This window comes from Brasilonema sp. UFV-L1 (assembly GCF_012912105.1).
Taxonomy (GTDB): domain Bacteria; phylum Cyanobacteriota; class Cyanobacteriia; order Cyanobacteriales; family Nostocaceae; genus Brasilonema.
In genome coordinates, this window is record NZ_QMEA01000021.1 from 44,382 (window position 1) to 57,204 (window position 12,823).

Below are 12,823 nucleotides of genomic sequence, written 5' to 3' on the forward strand. Positions count from 1 at the left end.
CAATCTAAATTATAACGACTGACGCCTTAATTCTTACCTCGCTGCACAGGTAGATTTCAATTGTACAGTCTCATTCCAATCTGAAAGATTACCCTTTATCTCAAAACCAAAACTCTTAAAATTAGCTAACATCAACTCATCACGTTGGTGCCAAACATCAAATATTTTTTGCCTACCATCATCAAGTGTTTCAGAGTCAATTTGATAAACTCCATTCTTGACACGCTTCAACTTTAAACCCAATAAATTTAACAACTGTTTAAGTATTGTTGTCGGTGAAATATACTCTTTTTCCTGAAATAAATTAATACCCACTGCTCTTTGAAGATGTTTACTACACTGAAGAGTTATACTTTTCAATAACAATAAATCTGCATCATTTTCAGTAAATTGTCGTTCTGGTTCGAGATACTGAAGCATTCCCAATGCTTTTAAGGTTTCCACTTTAAGTGTATAAGTTTTTAAATCTGGTAGAAACACTTTACCTTCACCCCAAGATAACTGCTGAAACCATTCTTGCTTATCTCTCAGACAAAGATACTCACTATCATGAGTTAAATAATAATGTGTTAATAGTTGGCAATAATATCCTTTCTCGTCACGTAATTTTAACAAGGGACTCACTTCAATTCCATACTTTCGTCTGAGAAGATATTTCTGAATTTGGTTACGTTCCTCTTCAGTCAGTGAGTGTTTAACCAATAACTGGTCATATTCTACATAATCGATATCCTTTGCATGAGCTATAGTTGTTGCAGTTGCCAATTGATTTTTTTGCTTAATTTCTTTGATTTTACAGTCAATTTCTTTTGATTTCTTACGACTTTGCGACCAATCTTTTTGGACTTTAAAAATTTCTAAAACTAATCTTTGACGGGTTGCTAGGTCACTAGGTTCAGTTGCAATCAAGGCAAGTCGTAAATCTCGGATAATATTCATTTGTACATCATGACTTCGTATATGCATTTGATGTCCATCGCTGATAAAACCATCTTTCATAGATTGACGGTAAAAGGTCATAGAAGCATTTACCCTGGCAGATAATTTTGCCCAAGTGCGTAAATGAATAGGGTCATACACTAACGGCAAATCGACATCAATTTTATGTACTGGACTCAGCAAAGCTATATTTTCTTTTTGATTTTCTTGATACCAATAAGATAATGAACGATAATTTGTACTACCACTACCAACTAAGCCAATTCCCCGCTTCGCACACCAGACAATACGTGGTACATCGTCGCGTACTCTTGCTAACGCTTGTCGCGCTTCTGAGTCAGGAATGACTCCTTGAAAAATGCCGTAAACGCGGTCAAAATGTTGGACATCAATACTAATTCCTGTACCAAGACTAGGAGTCACAAAAATAGTGTTGTATTCAGTGACTTTTTCATTAATAGCTGCGACAAAATCAACAGCTTCATGACCAGGTGTACTTGTCGTGTGACTACTAACGACCAAAGTTTTTGGAAATTGCTTTTGCAATCTTTCTAAACGTTCTTGAAGATAACGTTCAATCGTTTCACAACTGTAACGTCCAGAACGACTATCAGTCGTCACGTAACATTTATGCCCTATCATTAAATCTAATTCCAGCTGATGAATTAAGGGAGTTGGGTTAGGTGAATCATAGAAGGTTATATCCCAACCTCGCTCTGGTTTCCATTGATTCACAACAACCCAAGGCATAATTTGAATTCCTGCCAATCCCTGTAAATATTCTAAAGAAACATCTGATAAATCAGCGTCTTGCGCAATCACTAAGCCTCCAGTTGTCAGCACAGTAGAAATGATCTGCTGGAAGACTTTTAAAATTTTAATACGTTTATCTTTACAAGTATTGCTATTAAGGAGATGCCATAAAGATTGTTCTACTTCATCTAAAATAATGATTCCCCCTCGCCAATCATCAGGATTGAGCTTCCAAATAGAATCAACGCATAATCCAAGAGAGTTAGGAAATGAAAAGATGGAGGGAGTGAGAGAAAGTCCTGTGATTCTCTCTCTGTGTTGTTCTTGTTTTTTCTTGCTTTCTTTTCCTATTCCCCATTGCACACCGATTTTTTCGCATAAAAAGCGTCCTAGTTGGATTCTGTGAGTAATAAGTAATACGGGTTGATTTCTGCTTTTAGCTTGATTCACAACAGTTTGCAGTGTTGTGGTTTTCCCTGTTCCTTTTGCAGATTTAACTCCAATTAATCCAGACGAGGGGAACGGTATTTCTCCTAAATAGCGACGGTTGAGGGTGAGTGCAGCAGGAATGGTTAACTCGGTGTGAGGTTTGGTTTGGGCAAGGTAAACTTCTAAATCAACGCTTTGCCGATAAACTGTCTCAAAAGCAGTTGCACCTTTGGCGACGATAAAATCATCAATCCCTTTTTCTATTCCTGGAAGTTTGATGACTTGAATGGGACAATTTTTTTCTTGAAACAGAAATCCTAGCTGGAAGATAGCATTATTAACTGCTGCAACTTTCTTGGGTTGAGTTTCAAAATCAAAGCAAATGTAAAAGATACGCCGAGTGATGGCAAACGCTGCTAAATCTGGGATAAGTTGGCGAGTGATAACTTTGCCAAAGTCATCTTTGATAACGCGGTAACCACTGGTAATTCCAGGGATAGCAAGCGCTGCATATCCTTGTGTCAATAATGCTGCTGCTTTCTTTACCCCTTCGCAAATAATGACGGGTATGTTCCGTTTCATCACCCATTGCCAAAAGCCTTCGGCTTCACCGTTGCAGGCAATGTTGATATTGTTGGGCATGGGTACATTGTAACGTTGAGCAACTTGCCGCCAGATATCCAGTGATACCCGCAGACAAAATATTCGGGTTGGTGTGCTGGGAGGATGTTCATACTTAATCAACTTGCCATTTTCACTTAATCGAGGTTGGTTAGGCTTAAAACATCCCCACTCCATTGCTTGCCAATCATTCAGGGGATCAAGTCCAGAACACCACCAACCACCATCTGTGATGTGAGTGTAACGCTGTAATAATCTGCTTTTGATAATTCCAGTATTTGTACGGGGGAGACTTTCAGAAATTAGCAGGTATTCATATGTGGCTCTGCCTTGTAAAGAAAGAAAATTGAGTCTTGCAAGGTTTAAATCTATACCACTTTCTTGAACTAATTCCTTAAGGTGTTGGGATTCTAGATAGTACAAATGCATCAATTCAGGCGTTAGGGGAAAACAGTGGATTAACACCTTACCATGCATTTGCTGTTTTGAGATGAGGGAGTGTGAAAGACTTGCGATACCTCACCCAGCAATATTTTTAGCTAGCAATACTACGAGATTCACTTTCTAATGCTTCCTCTTCGGTTTCAAAAATTTCAAACACTGTATCCATCATGGTGACTTCAAACACCAATTTTGCATCTGGATGGACACTACAAATACAAAAACTACCTTTATTTTTTTGAGCATCCCGCATTCCAGCAACCAAAGATGTCAAACCAGAACTATCTATGAAATTGACCTGACCGAGATTTACCACGATATGACGACTGAGTTTGGAAATACACTCTTGCAATTTCAAGCGAAATGGCCAAGCAGTGGTAATGTCTAAGCGACCAGTCGGTGTTAAAACAATAACGGTATTTCCGTCTTGGGTTGTATAAGTTTTTTGCTCTATGTGTATCACTGAACTTTCCCTTGACACTCCTTTAGAAAGAGACTACTGTATAGTTTCGCTTTTTGAGAGCAAAAGCTATAACCCTTGTTTTCTCAGCTATTCCGCATTTTTTGTACTGAAATGAGTTATGGGCTGAGTGAGTTAGCGAATCTGTAACAGTCTTGTATGATGCTGTAGCCTGTGATCAAAAAGCTACAGCAACGACTGTCTTTTTTATTGCTAAGTGCATCTCTTTAGTAGTTTAACTCACTAAAGAAGTGGTGAGTGCTGAATACTGAGTAAGGAATTTTTAGATTTAGCCTCTGACAGCAATCTAAACTTCTTGGTGATTTATACTCAGTACTCGGTGATCATGATTTGGGACTACTGAGTTACCCAGTTGACCCAATCTTGAGGTTTGAGGAAGGTTTCGTACAATTGAGCTTCTGGGGAGTTTGGTTCAGGTTGATAACCGTATTCCCAACGAACCAAGGGTGGTAGTGACATCAGGATTGACTCAGTGCGTCCGTTGGTTTGCAATCCAAAAATGGTGCCTCGGTCATACACTAAGTTGAATTCTACATACCTTCCCCGGCGATAAAGCTGAAAATTCCGTTGGCGATCGCCATATTCCATTTTGTGTCGCCTTTCCACAATTGGTACGTAAGCTGGTAAAAAGGCATTACCGCATTCTTGTACAAAAGCAAACAACTGTTCCCAACTGCGTGGTTCTGGTGTTCCAATTTGCTTACTGTAAATAGCCGCTGCACCATCTTTATGAGGACCACGATACAACTCACCTTGACCATCTTGGTAATCAAAAAACAGTCCACCTATACCCCGCGTTTCCCCACGATGTTTTAGGTAAAAATATTCATCACACCAACGCTTAAACACTGGGTGATACTCTGGGTGATGAGCATCACATGCCTGCTTGAGTGTTTTATGGAAATGAATGGCATCTTCGGCAAAGGGATAATAAGGGGTTAAATCCGCACCGCCACCGAACCACCATACTGGTCCTGCCTCAAAATAGCGATAATTGAGATGAACAGTCGGTACATAAGGGCTGCGAGGATGTAACACCATTGAGGTGCCTATGGCATAAAAATCGTGCCCGGTGGCTTCAGGGCGCTGCGCTAATATTGAAGGCGGTAGATGGGAACCCCAAACTTCAGAAAAACCTACCCCAGCTTGCTCAAATATTGCACCTTCACGTAGAACGCGCGATCGCCCTCCACCTCCTTCTGGACGTTCCCACATATCTTCTTGAAATTGCCCCACACCATCCAGTTGTGTCAATCTTTGAGTGATTTGGTCTTGCAACTGTTTCATGAACTGACTGACTCTGGCTTTTGTGTCAGTTGGCAGAGTTTGAGTAGATTGTGCTGGCAAAGTTGGGGTTTGGGAGTTAGTCACCATAGACTCAAGAACCATTTCTTACAATTTTGGGGAAAGCAACAATGTTTTCAATTGAAAATTCATGAGCAACAGACGCCTTAAAGCAGGCTAAAATTGCCCAAAGAGCTATTTTTTCTGTAGTCACGCTTTAATACACTGACGGGCATGACTACAGATAGTTATTTTCTCTCAAATGCGCGTATGCTTGTGTGTTTGTTGATTTTTTTCAAGTTGTTTATGTTTATGTAAAGTTCTAGGATTAATACTAAACTCGCACAAGATTAAGTCTACAAGCACTTGCGGCCAAGGAAACTCAAGCTCTGTCTAAAGGAGAATTTATAACCACATCCGCAGTGAGGAGGCACAGATACGGTACTGACGAACATACATATGAAAAAGATATATACAAAAAAGTCGTTGTTTTTACATGGTTTATACCATAAACTTGAAGATTTAACCAAGTTCTTCAACAAGAGTGCGATGTAAAATCTGATTTTCGCTGCCATCAACCAAAATCCAGTGATGGTTAAGTTAGGATCTGAGATTTTAACGGTGCGCGAGGTATTTTCCTCGCCTTCAGCAACACCTAAAGGCGAATACGGATTGGTTGATACGCTCTACCTCAAGGAGTGTATTTGTTTCATGAAGGTTAGTAAAAAAGTATTAGTTATACTTTTGAGTCCTCAATTTGGCGTATATGTTAAATAGCAACTTACTATACTGAGGGCAAATTTGAGAAATTTGAATGCAAGGGCTGATTACACATGCTAACTATGCCAAAGTTACCAAAAAGCGTGTAGCGAGGAGAAATAGGAAAATGCGAGCTTGGTTATCCAAATTCGTCCAGCGCAAACGTCGCCGGTTTTGCGCTTCTCTGGTGCGGACGTACCGAGAGATCAGTTCTGCTTCTGTGGATGAACTTTGGCAAAAAGTAGTTGACATAGCAGATGTTTCTTGGCATCCATTGCTCAAAAGCACTAACGTTCCATATGGATTAGTACCCAAACCTGGACTCATTTATCAAGCAGTCACACGGTTGTCACCAATTCCCATTCGTATTTTTGTTGAGCGTGTCAATCCTCAGGAGTTACTGAGTTTCAGAGTGCTGGCAATTCCTGGCATAGAGGAACGGGTGACTTATAAGGTAGAATCTACAGTCTGTGGCACTTGTTTGTCATATTCTGTGACGCTACGTGGTTGGTTGTCGCCCTTAATCTGGTCTTTTTCCCGCCCGTACGCGGATCGGGTAGCACGAGCCTTAGTCGAAGCAGTTGAAGGAGCAACCAGACAAGCGGTATCAAGAAAGCGAAAATCTCTCAAAGATGGTTGTTTTGATTTTTAGTCATTGAAAATCACTACGCCCAAAAGAGATCTTCTCCGTTATAACAACTAGTGTTCATTAGTCATTAGTCATTAGTCAAAGAACTACGACGTCGGGCGCGGAAATAAAGCTACCATACCCTGCGGGAAGCCGCCTAACGGCGTCTACAAAATAAACGAAAAGCTTGTAATGTAAGCTTTTCTCCGGATTGCGAATGCGTGATTGCTCCTTTGTGGCACGAAGTGCCATATATTGACTGACTCGGCAGCGGTACTAGTGACTTTGGACTCACCGACTAGAGACTATATGACTATAGACTCGCAATTGTGAACTGTTGATTCTAAACTTAATTAACAATTAACGAGTCGCTAAAAGCTAAGATTCTAGAAGATAACAAAACTTTTGTAAAAAATTATTGAAATAGAAAGACTAAAAACATTATGTATGATGTCCTCGATACTCGTTCAGTCCTAGAAGTGTTGCGACCAGTGCAAGATCCAGAACTTCGCAAAAGCCTGGTAGAACTCAATATGATTCGCAACATCAAAATTGACCAGGGCAAGGTTAACTTTACCTTGGTATTGACAACACCTGCGTGTCCTTTGCGTGAATTTATTGTGGAAGACTGCAAAAAAGCTGTTTTACAGCTTCCAGGAGTTCTAGAAGTCTTTGTAGAGGTCACAGCCGAAACGCCACAACAGAAAACTATAAGCGATCGCACTGGTGTTGCTGGTGTGAAGAATATCATTGCGGTTTCCAGTGGCAAAGGAGGCGTTGGGAAAAGTACCATTGCTGTGAATGTTGCAGTTGCTTTGGCTCAAACAGGGGCAAAAGTTGGTTTGCTAGACGCTGATATCTACGGTCCTAATGACCCTACCATGTTAGGACTAGGTGATGCCCAGATGATAGTACGATCCACAGAAGGCGGCGAAATTCTGGAACCTGCTTTCAATTACGGCGTCAAATTAGTATCAATGGGCTTTTTAATCGACCGGGATCAGCCAGTGATTTGGCGTGGACCAATGCTCAATGGAGTGATTCGCCAGTTTCTCTACCAAGTGCAATGGGGAGAAATAGATTATCTGATTGTGGATATGCCACCTGGAACAGGCGATGCTCAGTTAACATTAGCGCAAGCAGTGCCAATGGCTGGAGCAGTGATTGTCACCACACCCCAAAATGTAGCGCTGTTAGATTCTCGAAAGGGCTTGCGCATGTTCCAGCAGATGAATGTGCCGATCCTGGGAATAGTAGAAAATATGAGCTATTTTATTCCACCAGATATGCCAGATAAGCAGTATGACATTTTTGGTTCCGGGGGTGGGTCTAAGACTGCGGCTGAGTTAGAAGTGCCATTGCTGGGGTGCGTACCACTAGAGATTTCTACTAGAATTGGTGGTGACAAAGGTGTACCCGTAGTAATTGCCGAACCAGAGTCAGCTAGTGCCCAAGCGTTAACGGCGATCGCACTCGTCATTGCTGGCAAAGTATCAGTTGCTGCCTTGACATAACCTGATAGAAAAATTTGAATTTTCGCCTGGTTGAAGTTGCTCAGCCTAGAATAAAGATTTTTAGTGGTTCCCAAATTTAAAATCTCACAATAAAAGTGTAAAAGTATACGATGTTGTTAAAACGTTCGCTTCCCAGAATTCGTTCGAAATACTGGGTCAAACCTTGGCAACAAGTAGATTTGTTGTTATTTTGTTTGCCAATAGCTCTCACTATATTTGGCGGAATCATGATCCGCAGTACGGAATTGAATCAAGGACTCACTGATTGGTGGTGGCACTGGCTCATGGGAGGCATTGGCTTGACGATTGCCTTATTTATTGCTAGAAGCCGCTATGAACATCTGATTCAATTGCACTGGGTGACTTATGCCATGACCAACTTTAGCCTGATCGCAGTCATGGTAGTTGGTCAAAGTGCAAAAGGGGCACAACGATGGATAAACATCGCTGGTGTTGCCGTACAACCTTCTGAATTTGCCAAACTAGGATTGATTATCACCCTAGCAGTGTTGTTACACAAGCGTACTGCTTCTAATCTTGATAATGTTTTCAGAGCTTTAGCAATCACCGCTGTGCCTTGGGCATTGGTCTTCTTACAACCAGATTTAGCAACCTCACTCGTCTTTGGCGCTATTGTTTTGGGGATGTTATACTGGGCAAATGCCAATCCTGGCTGGTTAATACTACTCATTTCTCCAGTGATTGCAGCAATTTTGTTCAGCATAGCTTGGCCGTTATCAGAAGCACCGATAGTTTTGTTCAACGAGATATCTTTGACAGCGTTAGGGTTAATCTGGTCAGCTAGCATGGGATTGGTTGGATTTTTAACTCTGCCTGGAAAACAAAGCATCATTGGTGGTATAGGCGCAATCGGTCTTAACCTTTTGGGTGGTGAATTAGGTGTATTCGCTTGGAACCATGTTTTGAAGGATTATCAAAAACTCCGCATAACTAGTTTTATAGCCCCCGAACAAGATCCCCTTGGCGCAGGATACCACCTGATCCAATCTCGCATTGCCATTGGTGCTGGTGAATGGTGGGGATGGGGTCTTTTCAAAGGTCCTATGACTCAATTAAATTTTGTCCCTGAACAGCATACAGACTTTATTTTCTCTGCAGTGGGCGAAGAATTTGGTTTTATTGGCTGTCTGGTCGTACTGTTTGTCTTTTGCTTAGTTTGTCAGCGCCTATTACATGTTGCCCAAACTGCCAAAGATAACTTTGGCTCTTTGCTCGCTGTCGGTGTCTTATCCATGATAGTGTTTCAGATGATTGTCAACATTGGTATGACCGTAGGTTTAGCACCAGTGGCAGGCATTCCCCTTCCTTGGATGAGTTATGGTCGTTCTGCAATGCTCACAAACTTTATTGCCTTAGGGCTGGTAGAATCGGTAGCAAATTTTCGACAACGGCAGAAGTATTAGTTGGTAATGATTAATCAATAGTATTAGTAAATAGTACTAATACAAAGGTTGCTTGAGAAAGATTAAGCTATTAACAGGAAACAAGCAAAGGAAAAGACGATGATATTACCAGGAGCAACTGTTCGCGTCAAAAATCCACAAGATACCTACTATCGCTTTGAAGGACTCGTGCAACGACTGAGTGATGGCAAAGTTGCCGTCCTGTTTGAAGGTGGTAACTGGGATAAGCTTGTTACCTTTCGCCTTGGGGAATTAGAAGTTGTAGAAACCACAGCAGGACGTAAAAAAGCTAAATAATCATTAGTTTTTAGTGAGCCAGCGCTATACAGAAGGAGAGCCACTGCGCCCTTATTGGCAATCAATGCCCGACACTCACGCATGTGGCGTTTCCTTCCGTAAGCAACGCCTTTGTAAGCGCAAAGTACAAGTCCATACGGAGCCAATTAATGCGCTTGTTTGCATACCCGAAGGTCAAAAGTTAATATTGATTTTTGACTAATAAGCTGTAAGTTATTTCACTGACATACAACCAACACAAAGGAAGCTCGCTAACACTTTTGAATTTTGATTTTTTGCGGATTGCGAATTGCTTATGCGTCTTCCCCTACCACAGTTTAATAGAAGCGATCGCCATCCAAATCATATTGCGGAGGTGATCGAAACATCTAGTTGTGAATTTTTAGCTCAGTGTTTGGAACCCGACGATTTGAGCTTTCCCTCAATGCCTCCCTTCGGAAGCTGGGTACGTTCAGTTGATGAAGAGTCAGGCAATCAAATTTATGCAGTTGTGTATTATGCAACGACTATGCCCGTAGATTCCGTACACCGAGCAGTTGCTCTGGGATTGTCACTGCAGGACTTGCGAGAAGAACAACCTCAGATATTTGCTATGCTAAAAACAGAGTTTCGTGCTGCAATTGTAGGATTTGAGCAGCCAGCAGATGCAAAGAAATTGTCAAATGCTCGGGTGTATCAGTATCTGCCTCCTCGTCCCCCACAAGTTCATCAAGCGGTTTACCGATGTGAAAGCGAAGCAATTATTAAGTTCACTGAACAACTAGATTTTTTGCGGACACTGCTTTCTGTAAATGGTGCTCCTGTGGATGCTCTAACCGCAGCCGCAATTCGATATGTCTATCAGTTACGCCAAGCTGAGCGACAATGGATTATCCAAGTCGGACGTACCCTAAGCGTGTTGCTTAAAGACGATTACGATCGCTTGCGGTTCATCTTGAGCCAAATCCATCCATAGGTCGTTCATTTTTAGATAATCGTTTAGGTAGTCTATATAAAGTTTTTTGATTTTTTTCATTAGGGTGACTTTTGTAATTGAAAAAATAAGCGTGATTACGCTTAAGTAATGAAAGCATCACTATAGCCACTTCGACAGTCCTACCTATGGAACTCATCTTACAAGTTCTGGCGCTGGAACCAACTTCCCAAGTTCTCGGCAAGGAACCCATTGTTCCGTTTGCTATTTTACTGGTAGTTATTTTAGTTGTACCTATCCTGTTTGAGCGGTTGCAATTACCAGGATTAGTGGGTTTGCTAGTTTCCGGAGTAGTACTTGGTCCTTACGGCTGGAATTTATTACAGACAGAATCAGCAATGATGACTCTGCTCTCAGATATTGGGTTAGTTTACTTAATGTTTGTAGCAGGGTTAGAAATAGACACACAGCAATTTCGTCGCACCAGAAATCAGTCACTGGGGTTTGGTGGTTTGAGCTTCTCGATTCCTCTGATCATGGGAATTTTTGTTGGACGTCTTTTTCACTTTGACTGGAATTCGTCAATATTCATTGGCTCTTTGTTTGCATCTCATACACTCTTGGCATATCCCATTATTAGTCGTTTGGGTGTCGTCAATAATAAAGCCATAACTATTACTATTGGATCCACTATTTTTAGTGATATTGCAGCCCTGGTAGTGTTGGCTGTATGTGTAGCCATGAGAGGTGACCAATTCAGCTTTTGGCGACTCATGATATTGGTAAGTTGTTTAATACTCTACTCAATTCTCGTTTTAGTAGGCTTTGATTGGGCGGGTAAAGAATTTTTTCGGCGTTCTGGTGATGACGAAGGCAATCAATTTTTGTTTGTCCTGCTCTGCGTTTTTCTGGCTTGTGTAGGAGCAGAATTAATTGGAGTAGAAAAAATTGTTGGGGCATTTTTAGCAGGCTTGGCTGTTAATGAAACTGTGGGGGAAGGTCCAGTTAAAGAAAAGGTTGTATTTGTTGGCAGTGTATTTTGTATTCCCATCTTCTTTGTGAATCTTGGTTTGCTAATTGATGTGCCTGCTTTTTTACAAAGCATTCATACCCTACAGTTAACGTTTTTTATTATTATCGGTTTAATCGCAAGTAAATTTATAGCTGCTTTTTTGGCAAAACTGATTTATCGCTACAACTGGCAGGAAACGCTAACAATATGGTCGCTATCTGTACCTCAAGTCAGTGCAACGTTAGCAGCAACGTTAGTTGGATATCGAGCTGAGCTGCTTGATTCCAAGGTATTAAATGGCGTAATTGTCCTGATGCTCATCACTTCAACTTTGGGACCAATCATAACCAGCCGAGTTGCTGTGGGTTTGACGAATTCAGCAATGAAAGAGCAAAGAACTCAGGGCGAGCCTGAGCAAAACCCAGACGAAGCAGATAACTCATATACTATCGTGGTTCCTGTCTATAATCCGCAGACACAGCAGCACCTTCTTGAAATGGCAGCATTATTGGCACGACAATCAAATGGCACAATTGTACCACTAGCGATCGCAACTGCTTTTGCTCACATGGATGCACCGCAACTAGATGCTTCTGTGCAAAGAAGCCAACGATTACTGGCAAAAGCGGTAGCGCTGAGTCAAGTGTTGGGAGTGGAAGCACAACCATTGCTGAGAATTGATGATGCTTTTGCTCAGGGAATTAGCAGGGCTTCTCGAGAACAAAAAGCGAGTTTGATTCTCATGGGTTGGGGTAAACGTACTGGATTCAAAGCACGTTTATTTGGTAACGTAATTGATAACGTTTTATGGGCATCTCATTGTCCAGTGGCAGTCACACGTTTGGTAGAATCACCAAGAAAAATTCAGCGGATATTAGTGCCATTTGAAAATTTGATGACACCTTCATTGCAGCCTGTCAAATTTGCCCAAATTTTAGCAGATGCAAATCAAGCTCAAGTGACTGTCCTAAATGTCTGTGAACGTCGTACGAGTTCAAGTAAGATTGCTTGGAGACGCTCGCAACTATCTCTACTTATTTCTAGATTGGCACTGCAAAACCCACCAGAAATCCAAATTATTGCTCATGAGAATACAGCTCAAGCGATTTTACAAGCAGCACGACTATATGATTTAGTCGTATTACCTTTTATGCGTAATCGTACTATTCCTGGAGGATTAGCAATTAGTGACGTCACAACTCAATTGGCAAAGCAACTAACCTGCTCAATTGTCATGCTTGGAGAACCTCAACGTACTCAAGCTGTCATTGTACCAACTGAGGTTAATACTAGTACCACAGCCACTATGTCTGAAGGAATTGTGTGAT

9 protein-coding genes are annotated in these 12,823 nt (G+C 41.4%); 6 read left to right on the forward strand and 3 right to left on the reverse strand.

The window, feature by feature from the left end; all coding sequences use genetic code 11:
* Positions 1 to 33: 33 nt before the first annotated feature.
* The 3 genes from DP117_RS09360 to hemF all read right to left on the reverse strand — a co-directional run bounded on the left by DP117_RS09360 (position 34) and on the right by hemF (position 5,038).
* Positions 34 to 3,171 carry a plasmid replication protein, CyRepA1 family gene (locus DP117_RS09360; RefSeq protein WP_169218099.1) on the reverse strand — a complete coding sequence of 1,046 codons (3,138 nt, stop codon included), beginning with the start codon at positions 3,169 to 3,171 and terminating at the stop codon, positions 34 to 36.
* Between the two features lie 106 nt (positions 3,172 to 3,277).
* Complete coding sequence (locus DP117_RS09365; RefSeq protein WP_169218046.1) at positions 3,278 to 3,646, reverse strand: STAS domain-containing protein; 369 nt, start codon at positions 3,644 to 3,646, stop codon at positions 3,278 to 3,280.
* A gap of 354 nt (positions 3,647 to 4,000) precedes the next feature.
* Positions 4,001 to 5,038 carry an oxygen-dependent coproporphyrinogen oxidase gene (gene hemF, locus DP117_RS09370; RefSeq protein WP_169218100.1) on the reverse strand — a complete coding sequence of 346 codons (1,038 nt, stop codon included), beginning with the start codon at positions 5,036 to 5,038 and terminating at the stop codon, positions 4,001 to 4,003.
* Positions 5,039 to 5,834: 796 nt separating this feature from the next.
* Here hemF and DP117_RS09375 point away from each other — a divergent pair.
* From DP117_RS09375 to DP117_RS09400, 6 genes are all read left to right on the forward strand, one after another.
* Positions 5,835 to 6,359 carry an SRPBCC family protein gene (locus DP117_RS09375; protein ID WP_169218047.1) on the forward strand — a complete coding sequence of 175 codons (525 nt, stop codon included), beginning with the start codon at positions 5,835 to 5,837 and terminating at the stop codon, positions 6,357 to 6,359.
* Between the two features lie 419 nt (positions 6,360 to 6,778).
* Positions 6,779 to 7,849 (forward strand): Mrp/NBP35 family ATP-binding protein, encoded by a 1,071-nt coding sequence (locus DP117_RS09380; protein ID WP_169218048.1) that lies wholly within the window; start codon positions 6,779 to 6,781, stop codon positions 7,847 to 7,849.
* Positions 7,850 to 7,959: 110 nt separating this feature from the next.
* Positions 7,960 to 9,273 (forward strand): rod shape-determining protein RodA, encoded by a 1,314-nt coding sequence (gene rodA, locus DP117_RS09385; protein WP_169218049.1) that lies wholly within the window; start codon positions 7,960 to 7,962, stop codon positions 9,271 to 9,273.
* Positions 9,274 to 9,372: 99 nt separating this feature from the next.
* Positions 9,373 to 9,570, forward strand: a complete 198-nt coding sequence (locus DP117_RS09390; protein ID WP_169218050.1) for an NAD(P)H dehydrogenase subunit NdhS — start codon at positions 9,373 to 9,375, stop codon at positions 9,568 to 9,570.
* A 295-nt stretch (positions 9,571 to 9,865) separates the two neighbouring features.
* Complete coding sequence (locus DP117_RS09395) at positions 9,866 to 10,525, forward strand: HAS-barrel domain-containing protein (protein WP_169218051.1); 660 nt, start codon at positions 9,866 to 9,868, stop codon at positions 10,523 to 10,525.
* 146 nt (positions 10,526 to 10,671) lie between these two features.
* Positions 10,672 to 12,822 carry a cation:proton antiporter gene (locus tag DP117_RS09400; RefSeq protein WP_169218052.1) on the forward strand — a complete coding sequence of 717 codons (2,151 nt, stop codon included), beginning with the start codon at positions 10,672 to 10,674 and terminating at the stop codon, positions 12,820 to 12,822.
* Position 12,823 lies beyond the last annotated feature (1 nt).